A 16,133-nucleotide genomic window follows, 5' to 3' on the forward strand; every position below is an offset into this window, starting at 1 on the left:
TTCGATGGCGGCTCGGAGAGGGGCTCGACTGTCAGGCAGATCGGCCCAGGGAAGTGCCGCCGTCGTGTCACCGAAGTCATTTGGAGGGCACCATGGAGTTTATGATCAGCGGACGAAATCTGACCGTGTCAGACCGGTTCCGCGAATATGCCGGGGAGAAGATCTCGAAGATTGAGTCGCTGGGGGACAAGGTCCAGCGGGTCGACGCCAAGGTTTCCAAAGAGACCAATGCCCGGCAGACCGGCGATCAGCTGACCGTTGAGGTGACAGTCCTGGGCCGTGGACCCGTGATCCGCGCCGAAGCCAGTGCCGCAGACAAGTTCGCGGCGTTCGACCTCGCCTACAACAAGCTGCTGGAAAGGCTGCGCCGGGCCAAGGACCGCAAGAAGGTCCACCATGGGCGCCACACCCCCAAGGCTGTCAGGGAAGCCACCGCATCCCTTGAGCCCGCCAGCGCCAGCGAGCCTTTGTACGTGGAAGCGAGCCACAGGAACGAATCCACCGCCGCGTCGGCCGAGGCCTCGCCGTACGACGTCGACAACGACATTCCGGCGGGCGATTCTCCGGTCCTCATCCGGCGCAAGGTGTTCCCCGCCGCGTCCCTGTCACTCGATGACGCCGTGGACAACATGGAACTCGTCGGTCACGATTTCTACCTTTTCGTGGACAAGGCCACCAACACGCCGTCGGTCGTGTACCGCCGCCGCGGCTGGACCTACGGGGTGATCACACTGGACCATGAGTGCGAACCAGGAGACACCGTAGTGGAAGAGAAAATCCTGGCTTACCGCTCGGATGACGCAGCAGCCACCGCTTAGGGTGTGACTGCCACCCGCAGAGAGGACTGATGTGCCCGCATCGCTGAGCCTGGACCAGGCACGGCGGATCGCTTTGGCAGCACAGGGACTCCACAAAGGACGGCCCACCGGACCCGTGACCTCACGGACGGTGGGCCGCACCTTTGCCCGTTTGCAGCTGGTCCAGATCGACTCCGTGAATGTCCTTGCCAGGAGCCACTTCCTGCCCTTCTTTTCCAGGCTCGGGAACTACGACCGGACGATCCTGCAGAGGATGTCCGCCGTCCATCCGCGCCGGATGGTCGAATACTGGGCCCACGAAGCCAGCTATATCCGGCCGGAGCATTATCCCGATCTTCTGCTCTGGCAGAAACGGGCCTGGGTGGGTGCCGCTGCCATGGATCCGGAGCAGCGGACAGCCATCTCTACGCAAATCCTGGAAACCCTGGCTGCCAGCCGGCCGCTGACGGCATCGGAGCTGACGGCCAGGATCGGCCATGTCGAGGACCGGCAGACGGAAAACTGGGGCTGGAACTGGAACGCAGTGAAGCGGGTCCTCGAGCATCTGTTTGAAGCGGGACTGGTGTCCGCTGCCTCGCGGACAGAACAGTTTGAACGCCGCTACACCCTCACCGCCAAGGTCCTGCCGGAAGCCTGCAATGCCGGGGCGGGCGTGGCTCCGCCTCCCCGTCAAGCCGAGCACGCCCTGGACAGGCTGACCGAGGCAGCCGCCCGGGCGCACGGCATCGGAACGGTGCGGTGCTTCGCAGACTATTTCCGCACCCCGGTCAAAGCCACGGCGTTGTCCGTCGAACGTCTTCTCCGGCAGGGCGTGCTGGAGCCGGTCACGGTGTCCGGCTGGGCCAGGGACGTCTACCGGCACACGGAATCCGTGCTTCCCAAGCGGGCCACCGGCCGGGCCCTCCTCAGCCCTTTCGACTCCCTGGTTTTTGAACGCCGCCGGCTCGAGGAACTCTTCGGTTTCCACTACCGGATCGAAATCTATACACCCGAACACAAGCGGCGGTTCGGCTACTACGTCCTGCCCTTCCTCCTGCGTGACCGGATCGTTGCCCGGGTGGACCTCAAAGCGGACCGTGCCAACCGAAGGCTCCTGGCGAGGGCCTCCTTCGCCGAGCCCGCCGCCCCGGCGGATACCGCCGTCGAACTCGCCGAAGAGCTGGTGCTCATGGCCCGCTGGCTGGACCTTGACGGCGTGGATGTGTGGCCCGCGGGAGACCTTTCCCCGGAGCTTGCCACGGCTGTTGCCGCCGTGGCCGGTGATCAGCTCTGAGGGAAAACGGCACCTGCGGGGTGTCTCTCCCGTAGACTAAAAACGCCAGAATTCGGCGGCATCAGACTGGGAGCATCTTCACGTGGCATCACTTCTCGAAAAACTTCTCCGCACCGGTGACAAGAAAACACTCCGGCAGCTGCGGAACTATGCCGATTCGATCAATGCGCTGGAAGACTCATTCAAGACCTTTACCGACGCCGAACTCCGCGAGGAGACGGACCGGCTCCGCACGCGGCACCAGGACGGCGAAAAGCTGGACAACCTGCTGCCCGAGGCCTTCGCCGCAGTGCGCGAAGCTTCCTCCCGCACCCTCGGCATGCGGCACTTCGACGTCCAGCTCATGGGCGGCGCGGCGCTGCACCTCGGCAACATCGCCGAAATGAAGACCGGTGAAGGCAAGACCCTGGTGGCAACTGCTCCTGCCTACCTCAACGCCCTCACCGGCAAGGGTGTCCACGTCGTCACCGTTAATGACTACCTCGCCGAATATCAGTCCGACCTCATGGGCCGCGTCTACCGCTTCCTGGGCCTGACCAGCGGATGCATCCTTTCCAACCAGGACCCGGCGGTGCGGCGCGAACAGTACGCTGCCGACATCACCTACGGAACCAACAATGAATTCGGGTTCGACTACCTGCGCGACAACATGGCCTGGGACAAGAGTGAACTGGTCCAGCGCGGCCACCACTTCGCCATCGTCGATGAAGTCGACTCCATCCTGATCGACGAGGCCCGGACCCCGCTCATCATTTCCGGTCCGGCCCAGGGAGACGCCAACCGCTGGTACAGCGAGTTCGCCAAAGTGGTGCTCCGGCTGCAGCCGGAAAAGGACTACGAAGTCGATGAAAAGAAGCGCACGGTCGGTGTGCTGGAAGGCGGCATCGAAAAGGTCGAGGACTACCTCGGCATCTCCAACCTCTACGAATCCGCCAACACGCCGCTGATCGGGTTCCTCAACAACGCCATTAAGGCCAAGGAACTGTTCAAGCGCGACAAGGACTACGTCATCCTTGACGGCGAAGTGCTGATCGTTGACGAACACACCGGCCGAATCCTCGCCGGCCGCCGGTACAACGAGGGCATGCACCAGGCGATCGAGGCCAAAGAAGGCGTCGAGATCAAGGCCGAGAACCAGACCCTGGCCACGGTCACCCTGCAGAACTACTTCCGCATGTACGACAAGCTCTCCGGCATGACCGGCACCGCGGAAACCGAAGCGGCCGAATTCATGAGCACGTACAAGCTCGGCGTCGTCCCCATCCCCACCAACCGCGACATGCAGCGGATCGACCAGCCTGACCTCGTCTTTAAGAACGAGACGGTCAAATTCGACGCCGTGGTGCGGGACATCGCCGAACGGCACGAGAAGGGGCAGCCGGTTCTGGTGGGCACCACCAGCGTCGAGAAAAGCGAATACCTCTCCCGGTTGCTCGCCAAGGAAGGCGTCCGCCACGAAGTCCTGAACGCAAAGAACCATGCCCGCGAGGCAGCCATCGTGGCCCAGGCCGGCCGGAAGGGCGCTGTCACGGTAGCCACTAACATGGCCGGCCGCGGCACCGACATCATGCTGGGCGGCAATGCCGAATTCACGGCAGTTGCCGAACTGGCCAAACGCGGACTGGACCCGGAGGAGAACTCCGAGGAGTACGAGTCCGCGTGGCCTGCAGCCCTCGAAACGGCCAAGCAGGCCGTCAAGGATGAGCACGAGGAAGTCCTGGACCTGGGCGGCCTGTATGTCCTTGGCACCGAACGGCACGAATCACGCCGCATCGACAACCAGCTCCGCGGCCGCTCCGGCCGCCAGGGCGACCCCGGTGAGTCACGCTTCTACCTTTCCCTGACCGATGACCTGATGCGCCTGTTCAACTCCGGTGCCGCCGAACGCCTCATGAACAGCTCCGTCCCGGACGATGTCGCCCTCGAATCAAAGCTGGTCTCCCGTGCCATCGCCTCGGCCCAGGGCCAGGTTGAAGGCCGCAACGCCGAGCAGCGAAAGAACGTCCTGAAGTACGACGACGTCCTGAACCGCCAGCGCGAAGCGATCTACAGCGACCGCCGCCGTATTCTCGAAGGCGACGACCTGCACGAAAAGGTCCAGTTCTTCGTGGAGGACACCATTACTGCCCTCATCGACGCCGCCACGGCAGAGGGCAACGGCGACGACTGGGACTTCAACCAGCTGTGGACGAACCTCAAGACTCTCTACCCGGTCAGCGTGACCGCCGACGAGATCATCGAGGAGGCCGGCGGCAAATCCCGCCTGACGGTGGAACTGCTAAAGGAGGAGCTGCTGTCGGACGCCCGGCTGGTTTACCAGGCACGGGAAGAGGCCATCGGTTCCGAGAGCATGCGGGAGCTCGAGCGCCGCGTTGTCCTGTCCGTCATCGGACGCAAATGGCAGGAACACCTCTACGAGATGGACTACCTCAAGGAAGGTATCGGGCTGCGGGCCATGGCCCAGCGCGACCCCTTGGTGGAGTACCAGCGGGAGGGGTTCACCCTGTTCCAGGGCATGATGGAGGCCATCCGCGAGGAAAGCGTTGGTTTCCTGTACAACCTGGAAGTGGAAGTCACCCCGGCCCAGGACGTTGTGGTGCCGGACGCCGAGGGTGGTCACACCGAGCACGTGGAGCCGCAGGTGCGGGCGGCGGGCCTGGAGGCCCCGGAGAAGCCGGCCCAGCTGCAGTACACGGCTCCGACGGAGGGCGGCGGCACCCAGACACGGGTGGAAACGCGGTCCAGCGGCCGTTCCGGCAACCCCGCCAAAGCAGCGGCGCAGGATGCCGCCAAGGAAGGCGGCAAACGTCCTGCCAAGAAGAAGAAGCGCTGACGCGGGGCGGGCGCACTAACCGCACTGATGAACAGGCAGGTCCGGATGATTTCCGGGCCTGCCTGTTTGTATAACAGAAGCAAGCAGTGCTCATCCGATGACGAGTTCCGTGATGCGCCACACCTGCTTGGTCCGTTCCAGGCGGACAGCAACGGCACGCGCCCGTACGTCGTCGACGACCACGGCGCTCGCCTCATAGGTGTCCTCGGCAACTTCACAGACCCTTACTGAGCGGACCAGGGAATTCCTGTGCAGCTTTTCCAGTGCAGGGTTGCCGGTGCGGGCTATTTCCCTGCGGATCAGTGCAGCGCGGTGCTGCAGGCTGGAGAGGCACCGGGGATCCAGCCGCCGCGCAAGCTGGTGGACCGGTCGGACGCCGGCCAGTACCTCCATGGCAGCCTGCACCGTTCCCCGGGTGATGGCACGCACCTCGGCTTCCTCGTCAGCGACGCGGAGTGCTCCCGTGAGGCCCTGTTGCCCGGCACGTACTTGACCAGGCAGGGGTGCCTGCCGGAGCGGGAGTGGTCCGGAGGGACGGCCGCCGTCGCGCAGGCTTCCGGCGCGGCCGGAAACGGCCCTGATGGGTGTGACTGCTGGCATTGGATTCCCCTTGGGTTGGCTGAAGCCGGTGACCGGCTGATGGTGGTGGGTGGGCGCTAGGGCTGTGAAGGTGGCTGCAGCAGCTGGCCGGGAAGCAGCATGTCCGGGTTGTTGCCGATCACCAACCGGTTCGCCTCATACCAGCGGGGCCACTCAAGGGCGACCTCCACGTCCGAGGCGCCAGGACCCAACTGATCCGAGACGATGTCCCAGAGCGTGTCACCGGCGAGGACCGCAACCTGTCCCGTCCCTTGTATTTTTTGGTTGGCCTGTCCGGTGGCCGGACCGGCAACTGCGTCAGCACTCCGGAAACCGGGAGCAGCCAGGAGGCCGGGTTCGACAGGCGGCGCTGAGGGCTGCCATGCGGGCTGCACTTCGGAGGCAACCGGAGCCTCGTTTCCGCCGGATCCGTCGCCGGCGGATACCGGAAACCTTCCAATCGTCGGTTCCGGAGAAGGGAGTGGTGCGGCACCTATTGCGGCCTTCTGGACGCCGGAGGCTGGGGATTGCCCCGTGCCGGCATACGCGATGGCATCCATATCAGCCGTAACCGGTATTCCCGGTTCCGCCGGTGCAGGTGTTGTCCGTTGAGCTGATGCCGAGTGGTCCTGCATCGGCATCCAGTGCGGTCCGGGGATCGAGTCGTCGGCATAGGCAGCTGGGCCGGATATCAGGTGCAGGGAGAGTGCCGCCACAGCGAGCCGCCGTATAAATGCGGGCGGCACACGGAGCACTGCCGCTGCGGCGCGCGCGTTTCCCCTTCTCCCAAGCAGCACGGCGGCTGCTGCTGCGGCGAGGGACAACAGCCACCACGCCAGCAGGACGGTGCCGGAGCCGGCGCACGCGAGGCCGAGCAGTCCTTCGAGAGACGGCGTTCCGCCGCGGTTGGCGGCCTCCCGCCATTGACCCACCAGGCCGCTTCCCGCACAGGAGAGCAGCAAACCCAGTGCCGGCATGGCCAGAGCGTAGCCCAGGTCCGCCCGGTGGTGCGCTAAGGAGTGCTTCATCACTAACCAGCCTTTTGATGCAGTTTGATGCAGTTTGATATCGCTTGCTTCAGTCTGCGCGCAGGTGTTGGTGAATGTCCAGACGATGGAGAGGAAAAGTTTGTGAATTGACGCGTCCCTGAGGCGGCCCTACTCTGGCCCGATGCGCTGGGATGCACTCTTCACCGATATGGAAAGCCAGTTCGAGGAGTCGGACAGGCTCACCCTGGAAGCTGAAATCAATGAAAGAACCCGGGCCGAGCTCGTGGGCATCGAGCTCACCGACCGACTGCGCGGTGTCCTGGGCTGCAGCATCGGTGCCCAGCTCCTGTGCGGCGAATCATTCCGCGGCAGGCTGGCGCATGCCGGCGCCGACGCCATGGTCATCGAGGAGGACCGTCAACAGGTGCTTGTTCCCTACCAGGCCGTGGCGCGCTTGGTCGGGTTGGGCCGCCATGCCCTGATGGAGGCTTCGCCGGTACGCCGGGCCATCGGGCTTGCGCACTCGCTCCGGGCACTGGCAAGGGACAGGGCAGTACTCACCGTGACGCTTGGGGGAGTACAAGGTGCCGCGAGAATCGAGGGGGTGATCGACCGGGTCGGGAAAGACTACTTCGACCTCGCCGCGGTAGAGCCGGGCGAGTCCCGCCGAAGCCAGCACGTACACCAGGTTTCGACAATCCCGTTCACGGCTCTGGCCGCCATCAGGTCCCTGCGGTCCCAGAGCCTCTGACAGGGTGGGGCCTCGTTCATGCACCGGGCGTCGCCCGGAACGCCTGGCTTCACCCGGGGCCGGCGCAGCCTAGACGGACTTTGATTTCGATTCCTGGATCATGCGGCTGGCCTCCGCGTAGCGTTCCTCAATGTACTGCTCCAGCATCTTCTCTTCGACCCGCCACTGCCCGCGCCCGCCGACCTGGATGGCCTTCAACTCGCCGCTTCGAACCAGTGCATAGGCGGCGGGTGAATTGATCTGGAGCTGCTCAGCGACATCTGCGAGCGTGAGGAACCTGGGCATGCCTCCATTTTGCCACCCCCGGTGCCTGTCCGCTGGCGTTATCCACAGTTGGCCGCAATTTGGGACTTTGACTTTCGTTCCAGCCTCTGTGCCGCAACAATGAGGTCACCGGCTGCGTAATGGCGCGCCGGTACGTCCTGGGGGGAGCAACGGCATGATTCCTGATTCGCCAGCCACTGCGGCGCGGCTGAAGCGTCCATCGTGGAAAGATCCCCGGCTGCTGGTGGGTGTCCTCCTGGTGCTTGCTTCGGTGGCGGGCGTTGTGTTCCTGGTTGGCAGCGCGGACCGCACCACCGAGGTCTATGCAGCCAAGGACGGGATCGATGTGGGGGAGCCCCTGACGGAGGCCAACGTCGTCCGCGCGAAAGTGCGGCTCGGCGAAACGGAACAGCACTACATCACGGCTGAGTCGGGATTGCCTGAGGGTCTTGTGGCAGTTCAGCGGATCGGAAAGGATCAGCTGGTTCCCCGCGGCAGCCTCGGAGAAGCCGACGCGCTGGACCGCAAGCCGGTGGCCATCACCGTGGAAGGAACGCTTCCCTCGCAGGCCGTTGCCGGAGCGAGGGTGGACGTCTGGGTTGCTCAGCCTGATGCCAAAAACGGCTTCAGTGAACCGAAACTCCTGCTGCCCGGCGCTGAGATCGCAGACCTGGTGCCCGGCTCAACCACCTTGGGGTCTTCAAAGACCACTGTGTTGATGGTCCTGGTCGACGACAGCAGGATGCCCGCACTCCTCGGTGCACAGGCGAACGAGGCCAAAATCTCCGTCGTGTGGAACCCCGGCGGCACCAAGTGAGCATCCCGGTCGTCACCGTCGGGGAGAGCCGCGACGACCTGGTCGGTGGGCTCGAGCGGCTTCACGGTCCTGTCACCGTTGTCCGCCGTTGCGCGGAGCTTCCGGAAATGATGGCTGCCTGCCAAAGCGGACTGGCGCGGGCAGCCGTTGTTGCCGACGGAACGGAGGGGCTCACGGCCTCGCTGGTGGACCGGCTCCGGGCTGTGGGGGTAGCCATTATCGCCCTGACGGACAGTACCGAGGAAGCGGTGCGGCTCCGGAAAATCGGCGTTGCCTCCGCTCTCACCGGAGTGGAATCCACTGACCTGTCCCGGTATATCGCAGACGCCGTGCACCACCTGTCGGGTGTAGGCAACCGCGGCCCCGCCGGCAGTGCCTTGTCTGACACCGGTGCCGACCTGCAGCCGTCGGAGGTCCAAACGGACGACGCCCCGGATACCCCGGGCACTGGAAGGATCATTGCGGTGTGGGGTCCCGCCGGCGCTCCCGGACGGACCACCGTCAGCGCAAACATAGCAGGTGAGCTCGCGGCTGACGGACAGCAGGTCCTGCTCATCGACGCGGACAGCTATGGTGCGAGCATAGCCGCGGTGCTTGGGCTGATGGACGAGTCTGCAGCACTGGCACAGGCCTGCCGGCTCGCGGACCAGGGCATGCTGGATGCGGAGGCCCTGCGCAGGCTTGCCGCGCCGGTGGCCACCAGGTCGGGCACCTTCAGTGTCCTCACGGGCATCACCCGCGCCGACCGCTGGACCGAACTCCGGGCCCCTGCCCTGGGCCTCGTCTTGGAACGTGCGCGGCAGATCGCCGACGTCGTGGTCGTGGACACCGGTTTTTGCCTTGAAGCCGACGAAGAGCTCAGTTTCGACACCATGGCTCCGCGGCGCAACGCGGCAACGCTGCGTTCGCTGGAACTGGCCGACACCGTTTTTGCCGTCGGCGCTGCCGATCCTGTTGGTGTACCGCGGCTGGTCCGCAGCCTCGCCGAGCTGGAAGAAGCTGTTCCCCAGGCATCCCCCACGGTCATCATGAACAAAGTCCGGCCGTCCTCGGTGGGCCGAGGACCGGAGCGGCAACTGCAGGATGCGTGGGAGCGGTTCGGCCCTTCAACGGAGCTCCGGGCGTTCCTTCCCTTCGACATGGCCGCCGCCGACGCTGCCCTGCTGGCAGGGGCCCTGCTGCTGGAGGCTGCACCGGAGTCGCAGCTGCGCCGGGCTATCCGGGCTTTGGTTTGTGCACCTGACCAGCAAAAGCGCAAATCCTCTGTTTCTTATTCCACAACGGGCCGCCGGGCAAAGGACTAGGCTCGCCATAAGAGCTGCAAAGGTGCAGCAAATATCGTGTGATGGAGGCGTTTGTCGATGTCGTCTGGATCCAGCGTGGAGGACCAGCCCCTTTCCGTTGAAGGCTTCGAGGGTTTCATGGGGGACTACTACCAGCATCTCGCCGAGGAGGACGCGCGGACCTACCCGCAGGACCTTCTGGCAGCCAGGGCCGACCACCACCGCGAGGTAGCCTCTGAACGGCAGCCCGGCCAGGCGAAGGTGGCAATCCACGACGAGGAAGACAGCAGCATCGTCTATGTCGTCACGGACGACATGCCGTTCCTTGTTGACTCGGTCAACGCCGAGCTTGTCCGGCAGCACGCTGCCATCAAACTTGTGATGCACCCGCTCTTCGTCGTTACCCGCAACCGGGAGACCGGACAGTTGGTCAAGGTCAACAGGGTCCCGTCGCACATCGGCATCTCCAGTGGCGACACCGCCGCCCTGCCAAGCCTCTCGCACCTCATAGCGACGGGGGAGAACGCCTCCCACATGGAGTCCTGGATCGCCGTCGAGATTGGGCGTATCTCAAGCGAGGCAAAAGCGTCGCTGCTCGAAGGGCTCCAGCGCGTCCTCCAGGACGTACGTGCCGCCGTCGAAGACTGGCCGAAGATGCGCCAGAAGGCCTTGCAGATTGCGGAAAGCCTGAACGAGGTGGCCAACCCCGCCCAGATCGCCGAGTTGCGGCAGGCACAGGAACTCCTGCGCTGGCTCGACGACGGCAACTTCACGTTCCTCGGCTACCGCGAGTATGTCCTGATCAATGTGGACGGTGAGGATGTCCTTGAACTGCGCGAAGACAGCGGCCTGGGGCTGCTGCGGGCCGCTGCCGATTCGCCCCATATCCAGCACCTGACCGATACCGGACGCCGGAAGGCCCGCGAGAAGCGTGCCCTCGTCATCACGAAGGCGAACTCGCGCTCCACCGTCCACAGGTCTGCCTACCTGGACTACATCGGGGTTAAGAGCTTCGATGCGGCGGGCAACGTCAACGGGGAACGGCGCTTTATCGGCCTCTTTGCCACCAGTGCGTACACCGGCTCGGTTCGCGAGGTGCCGGTGGTCCGGGAGAAGGTCGACGCCGTGCTCCGGAATGCCGGATTCCCGCCGGACTCCCACTCGGGCAAGGACCTGCTGGGCATTCTCGAAACGTACCCGCGCGATGAACTGTTCCAGATTGAAGTCCCGGACCTCGCAGCGACTGCGCTGGGCATCCAGAAACTCCAGGAACGGCGCCGGACCCGGCTGTTCCTCCGCCCCGACATCTATGGCCGGTTTATGTCCGCAGTCGTCTACCTGCCGAGGGACCGCTACACGACCAACGTCAGGCTGCGGATCGAACAGGAGCTGCGCGAGACCTTCCAGGCCGTGTCCATCGACTACGAAGCCCGGATGACGGAGTCTGCGCTGGCCCGGTTGTTCTTCAGGATTCGCCTGCCCAAGGACGCTGATGTCAGCCACGTTGACAGTGCGGAGCTGGAGAAGCGGCTGGTGCGGGCTGCGCGCTCCTGGAGCGAAGGCATTGTCGAGGTGCTGCGCGACGGACGCGATGCGGATAACGCGAAGGAACTCGCCGCCATCTGGGCCGAAGCGTTTCCTGCCAGCTACCGCGTGGACTACGAAGTTGAAGACGCGCTGGACGATATTGCCCGGTTCGAAAAGTACGGAGCCGCTGCCGAACGGACAGAAGGTGCCCGGCAGGAACGTCCCGGTGTGCACGTCTACCTGCCCGAAGGGGCCGGCGCAACCCTCGAGGAAGATGCGAGGGTCAAGCTCTACATGCTCGAGCCCAAGAGTTTGAGCCAGATCCTGCCGTTCTTCCACAACCTGGGGCTCGAGGTCCTTGACGAACGGCCGTTCGAGATCGAAACCGCTGACCGCCGTGACTTCTTCCTGTATGACCTGGGGCTGAAGTACCCCGCAGGAGTGGACCCGCTGGCAACAGGTGACCTCCTGGCGGACTCCTTCAGCGCCGCCGTCACCGGAGCCGCCGAATCGGATGCCTTCGACCGGCTGGTGCTGCGCGAAGGGCTCCACTGGCGGCAGATCACGGTCCTGCGCGCCTACGCGCGGTACATGCGGCAAATGGGAAGCACCAGCTCCTTTGGGTTCATGGCAGACACCCTGCTTGCCAACCCGGAAGTGACCCGGGGATTGATTTCCCTGTTCGCCGCACGCTTCGACCCGTCCCTGGACGAAGGCGCCCGCCACGATGCCCAGGAATCCGTGCGGAAGGAACTGGCCGCATCCATCGACAAGGTCGCAACGCTCGACGCCGACAGGGTACTGAGGACCTTTGCGAACCTGATCGAAGCCACGTTGCGGACAAACTTCTACCAGGACAAGAGGCACCTGAGCTTCAAGCTCGACCCCTCGCGGATTGACGGCCTGCCCTTCCCGCGGCCCATGTTCGAGATCTGGGTCTACTCACCGCGGGTCGAAGGCGTGCACCTCCGCTTCGGCAAGGTGGCCCGCGGCGGCCTGCGCTGGTCCGACCGCCGGGAAGATTTCCGCACCGAGGTGCTGGGCCTGGTGAAGGCGCAAACCGTCAAGAACGCCGTCATCGTTCCCACCGGGGCCAAGGGCGGATTCTTTGCAAAGCAGCTGCCGGATCCGGCTGCCGACAGGGCAGCCTGGATGGCCGAGGGCGTCGAAAGCTACAAGACCTTCATCCGCGGCCTGCTGGACCTCACGGACAACCTCGTCACCGAGGGCGACGGCGAAAGGCTCGTGCCGCCGTTGAACGTTGTCAGGCATGACGACGACGATTCCTACCTCGTGGTCGCCGCGGACAAGGGCACGGCGACGTTCTCCGACATCGCCAACGGACTGGCAGCCGAGTACGGGTTCTGGCTGGGTGACGCCTTCGCGTCGGGCGGCTCCGTGGGCTACGACCACAAGGCCATGGGCATCACGGCCCGCGGTGCGTGGGAGTCGGTAAAGCGGCACTTCAGTGAACTGGACCTCGACACCCAGACGGAGCCCTTCACCGTGGTCGGTGTGGGAGACATGTCCGGCGACGTGTTCGGCAACGGCATGCTGCTGTCCCGCCACATCCGGCTGCTCGCCGCCTTCGACCACCGGCACATCTTCCTGGACCCCAGCCCGGACGAGGAATCCTCCTTCGCTGAACGGCGCCGGCTCTTCGACCTGCCACGCTCGTCGTGGGACGACTACGACAAGTCGCTGATCAGCGAGGGCGGCGGGGTCTTTGCGCGCCAGGCCAAATCCATTCCGGTCTCCCCGCAGGTGCGTGAGGCACTGGGCCTTCCGGCATCGACGACTGAGCTCAGCCCTCCGGAGCTGCTGAGGGCGATCCTCCTTGCCCCCGCCGACCTTCTGTACAACGGCGGCATCGGCACCTACGTCAAGGCCAGCACTGAATCCAATGCCTCGGTCGGGGACAAAGCCAATGACGCGATCCGGGTTGATGGCCGGGACCTGCGCGTCAAGGTGGTCGGCGAGGGCGGCAACCTGGGCATGACCCAGCGCGGCCGGATTGAAGCTGCCCTGCAGGGTGTCATCCTCAACACGGACGCGATCGACAACTCGGCCGGCGTGGACTGCTCCGACCACGAGGTCAACATCAAGATCTTCGTGGACCGGATGGTTGCAGCAGGCAAGCTCGCCGCGGAGGAGCGCGCCGACTTCCTCGCCTCCATGACCGATGAAGTGGCACGCCTGGTCCTCGAAGACAACATCGACCAGAACATCCTGCTGCTGAATGACCGGACCAGGGTGGCGGAATGGAGCCCAAGCTACGAGCGGTTGATGGACTGGCTGGAAAAGTCAGCGGACCTCAAGCGCGACCTTGAAGCCCTGCCGACCACCGATACGCTGCGCGAGCGGCTCCAGCAAGGCCAGGGACTGACCTCTCCCGAGCTCTCCGTGCTGGCGGCCTATGCCAAGATAGAGCTGGCGACGGCGCTCCGCGAAAGCGATCTCTCCGACGATCCGTGGTTCCGGCAGACACTCCGGGCGTACTTCCCTCAACAGCTGCGCGAACGTTTCGATGCGGAGCTGGATACCCATCCGCTGCGCCGCGAGATCATCGCAACCGTCGTCGCCAACGACATGATCAACCTCGGCGGCATCACGTTCGCGTTCCGTGTCATGGAAGAAACGTCGGCCAGCGAGGTGGCCGTGGCCAAGTCCTTCGTGGCCCTTCGCGAGATCTACGAACTGGATGTCATGGTGGGTGAGCTCAACAGCCTGCCTGCTTCCTTCCCCACGGAACACTGGAGCACGGTTCACCTGGACATCCGCAGGTTGTTGGACCGTGCGGTGCGGTGGCTCCTGGCGCAGGGATCGGTAACGCAGTCCATCGCCGACGTGGTCGCGGAATTCAAGCCGCTCATGGATCCCATGCGGGCACGGCTCCTGGATTACCTCCGCGGTGACGACCGCGAACGCGTGGCCGGCTGGCTGGACAACGCCCGCGAGTGGAACCTTCCGGAGGGCCTCGCCCTGAGGTGGGCGGAACTGTTCGAGAGCTTCGTCCTGCTGGACATCGCCAAGATCGCACGCCTGCGGAAGGAACCTGTCGAGGAGATCGCAGCGGTCTACTACACAGTGTTCAACCGTTTCCACGCCGACTCGCTCCTGGAACGCATCAGCAGCCTGCCCCGGCAGGACCGGTGGCAGGCATTGGCCAGGGCAGCGCTCCGCGACGACCTGTACTCCACGGTGTCGGACATGACGACGGCGGTGCTGGACGCCACCGGCGCGGCAGACTCGCCTGAGGCGCGGCTCAAGGACTGGGAGGCGCAGAACGCCGAGCAGCTGGGCCGGGCCAAGAGCATGTTTGATGAGGTCAATGCGCTCGAGACCGACGATATGGCGTCCCTGTCGGTAGCATTGAGGCTCTTGAGGTCAATCGTCCGGCGCTGATCAATGCGGCGCCGCTAATGGAGGTGCAGTGGCAATCTTTACCGACCCCATCAGGGAACATGCCGATTTCGGCCCGGGTGACGCCGAATGGCTGCACCTGCTGGTGGGGGACTGGCAGATGGTTGCGGACCTTGCCTTCGCCGACCTGGCGCTCTGGTTCCCCCACCCGGACTACGGGTACGTGGCCCTGGCACACGTCAGGCCGTCCACGACCCATACGGTGTTCCATGGGGACTTCGTCGGCGAAGGCATCCGGTCGGACTTGCGGCCGCTGGTGGATAAGGCCTGGAACAGCCGGTCCATTGAACGCTCCAGCGAAACGAACTGGAGCAGCGACATGGCCCTGCGCGTCGAAGCTGTCCCCATGGTTCGCAATGGGCGGACCCTTGCGGTGGTCACGACGCACATGGATCTGTCCAGCTCGCGGATGCCGTCCCGGCTGGAACTGACCTACCGGCAGTGCGCCTACGATTTGCTGCGCATGGGAACGCTCGGCCTCTGGCCGGACTTTGCGTCACCTACGGGTTCGCGACGCGGAGCGCCGCGGGTCGGCGACGGGCTGATCAGGCTCGATGCTGACGGGGTGGTCCAGTACGCCAGCCCCAACGGCGTGTCCGCCTTCCGGCGGCTGGGGGACGGCGAGTCTTTGGAGGGCCGCTCGCTGGCGGAAGTCACCGCCAGCCTCCTTAAGGACCGGCGAATGGTTGACGAAACCCTGCCGTTGGTAGTGACGGGCCGGATGCCGTGGCGCAGTGAAATTGAATCCCGGGGCGTCAGCCTGTCGCTGCGCGCAATTCCCCTGCGTGATGAGCAGCAGCGATTCGGGGCCTTGGTGCTGTGCCGCGACGTGTCGGAGCTGCGGCGCCGCGAAATGGAACTCGTGACCAAGGACGCCACTATCCGGGAGATCCACCACAGGGTGAAGAACAACCTGCAGACGGTGGCTGCGCTGCTGCGCATGCAGTCGCGGCGGATGGTCAGCGAGGAAGCCAAGCAGGGCCTGGAACAGGCCATGCGGCGGGTGGCGACGATCGCGCTGGTCCACGAGACCCTGTCCCAAGGCCTGACGCAGAGCGTCGATTTCGATGAACTGATCGGCCGTCAGTTCAGGTTGTCGGCAGAGGTTGCGTCACCGTCGCAGCAGGTCAGGACGGAACGCTCCGGTACGTTTGGTGAGCTTCCCAGTGATCTTGCCACGCCGCTGGCCCTGGTCATCAACGAACTGGTGACCAACGCCGTCGAGCACGGACTTGAAGGCCGTGCCGGGACGGTGTGGCTGATCGCTGACCGTTCGGAGGGCGAAGACGGTGAGGAACTCACCGTCACGATCGCCGACGATGGCGTGGGCCTGCCGGATACCCCCCACGTTGAAGGGCTGGGGCTCCAGATCGTGCGGACCCTGGTCACCAGCGAACTTGGCGGCACCATCCAATGGCAGCCGCGTGAGGGCGGCGGCACCGCTGTCCGGATCCGCCTCAGCCTCGTGGGTAAATAAGCCGTTACGACCGTTCCCCGGCAGTACGGGAACCACAGGCAATGGCATGAGAAAAGCCCCGGCCGCAACCTTGCTGGTTGCAGCCGGGGCTTTCCTCCC

Annotated in this window: 11 protein-coding genes; 8 read left to right on the forward strand and 3 right to left on the reverse strand. The window is 64.7% G+C overall.

Translation table 11 applies throughout. The features are described from left to right. Nucleotides 1–92: 92 nt before the first annotated feature. From hpf to secA, 3 genes are all read left to right on the forward strand, one after another. Entirely contained in the window at nucleotides 93–818 is a 726-nt protein-coding gene (gene hpf, locus AS031_RS03480; protein WP_058266705.1) for a ribosome hibernation-promoting factor, HPF/YfiA family, read from the forward strand. A 31-nt stretch (nucleotides 819–849) separates the two neighbouring features. Continuing rightward, nucleotides 850–2,091 carry a winged helix-turn-helix domain-containing protein gene (locus AS031_RS03485; protein WP_058266706.1) on the forward strand — a complete coding sequence of 414 codons (1,242 nt, stop codon included), beginning with the start codon at nucleotides 850–852 and terminating at the stop codon, nucleotides 2,089–2,091. 82 nt (nucleotides 2,092–2,173) lie between these two features. Then, nucleotides 2,174–4,924 (forward strand): preprotein translocase subunit SecA, encoded by a 2,751-nt coding sequence (gene secA / locus AS031_RS03490; protein WP_058266707.1) that lies wholly within the window; start codon nucleotides 2,174–2,176, stop codon nucleotides 4,922–4,924. 90 nt (nucleotides 4,925–5,014) lie between these two features. Here secA and AS031_RS20115 read toward each other — a convergent pair whose 3' ends face one another. Both AS031_RS20115 and AS031_RS19755 read right to left on the reverse strand, forming a co-directional pair. Next, nucleotides 5,015–5,524, reverse strand: a complete 510-nt coding sequence (locus AS031_RS20115; protein WP_058266708.1) for an Rv3235 family protein — start codon at nucleotides 5,522–5,524, stop codon at nucleotides 5,015–5,017. Between the two features lie 56 nt (nucleotides 5,525–5,580). Beyond that, nucleotides 5,581–6,531 carry a LysM peptidoglycan-binding domain-containing protein gene (locus AS031_RS19755; RefSeq protein ID WP_141688740.1) on the reverse strand — a complete coding sequence of 317 codons (951 nt, stop codon included), beginning with the start codon at nucleotides 6,529–6,531 and terminating at the stop codon, nucleotides 5,581–5,583. A gap of 142 nt (nucleotides 6,532–6,673) precedes the next feature. Here AS031_RS19755 and AS031_RS03505 point away from each other — a divergent pair, with 142 nt between their 5' ends. After that, nucleotides 6,674–7,243, forward strand: coding sequence for a hypothetical protein (locus AS031_RS03505; protein ID WP_058266710.1), 570 nt, complete (start codon nucleotides 6,674–6,676; stop codon nucleotides 7,241–7,243). A gap of 69 nt (nucleotides 7,244–7,312) precedes the next feature. Here the strand turns inward: AS031_RS03505 and AS031_RS03510 are convergent, their stop codons facing one another. Next, complete coding sequence (locus AS031_RS03510) at nucleotides 7,313–7,528, reverse strand: helix-turn-helix domain-containing protein (RefSeq protein ID WP_045729765.1); 216 nt, start codon at nucleotides 7,526–7,528, stop codon at nucleotides 7,313–7,315. Between the two features lie 154 nt (nucleotides 7,529–7,682). On the opposite strand from AS031_RS03510, the gene AS031_RS03515 reads away from it, so the two are divergent. The 4 genes from AS031_RS03515 to AS031_RS03530 are packed head-to-tail and all read left to right on the forward strand — an operon-like array spanning nucleotide 7,683 to nucleotide 16,034. Beyond that, nucleotides 7,683–8,324 (forward strand): hypothetical protein, encoded by a 642-nt coding sequence (locus AS031_RS03515; RefSeq protein ID WP_058266711.1) that lies wholly within the window; start codon nucleotides 7,683–7,685, stop codon nucleotides 8,322–8,324. Continuing rightward, complete coding sequence (locus tag AS031_RS03520) at nucleotides 8,321–9,628, forward strand: CpaE/TadZ family protein (RefSeq protein ID WP_058266712.1); 1,308 nt, start codon at nucleotides 8,321–8,323, stop codon at nucleotides 9,626–9,628. The genes AS031_RS03515 and AS031_RS03520 overlap by 4 nt, the downstream gene beginning before the upstream one ends. Before the next feature lie 57 nt (nucleotides 9,629–9,685). After that, nucleotides 9,686–14,539 (forward strand): NAD-glutamate dehydrogenase, encoded by a 4,854-nt coding sequence (locus AS031_RS03525; RefSeq protein ID WP_058266713.1) that lies wholly within the window; start codon nucleotides 9,686–9,688, stop codon nucleotides 14,537–14,539. Between the two features lie 28 nt (nucleotides 14,540–14,567). Continuing rightward, complete coding sequence (locus AS031_RS03530; protein ID WP_058266714.1) at nucleotides 14,568–16,034, forward strand: sensor histidine kinase; 1,467 nt, start codon at nucleotides 14,568–14,570, stop codon at nucleotides 16,032–16,034. Nucleotides 16,035–16,133: the final 99 nt, after the last annotated feature.

Origin of the sequence: Pseudarthrobacter enclensis (genome assembly GCF_001457025.1) — a bacterium.
Taxonomy (GTDB): Bacteria; Actinomycetota; Actinomycetes; order Actinomycetales; family Micrococcaceae; genus Arthrobacter; species Arthrobacter enclensis.

Bases quoted from the DNA above. Each gene is read 5' to 3' on its own strand.
- hpf (WP_058266705.1), top strand. From the start codon at position 93: ATGGAGTTTATGATCAGCGGACGAAATCTGACCGTGTCAGACCGGTTC.
- AS031_RS20115 (WP_058266708.1), bottom strand. From the start codon at position 5,524: ATGCCAGCAGTCACACCCATCAGGGCCGTTTCCGGCCGCGCCGGAAGC.
- AS031_RS19755 (WP_141688740.1), bottom strand. From the start codon at position 6,531: ATGAAGCACTCCTTAGCGCACCACCGGGCGGACCTGGGCTACGCTCTG.
- AS031_RS03505 (WP_058266710.1), top strand. From the start codon at position 6,674: ATGCGCTGGGATGCACTCTTCACCGATATGGAAAGCCAGTTCGAGGAG.
- AS031_RS03510 (WP_045729765.1), bottom strand. From the start codon at position 7,528: ATGCCCAGGTTCCTCACGCTCGCAGATGTCGCTGAGCAGCTCCAGATC.
- AS031_RS03515 (WP_058266711.1), top strand. From the start codon at position 7,683: ATGATTCCTGATTCGCCAGCCACTGCGGCGCGGCTGAAGCGTCCATCG.
- AS031_RS03525 (WP_058266713.1), top strand. From the start codon at position 9,686: ATGTCGTCTGGATCCAGCGTGGAGGACCAGCCCCTTTCCGTTGAAGGC.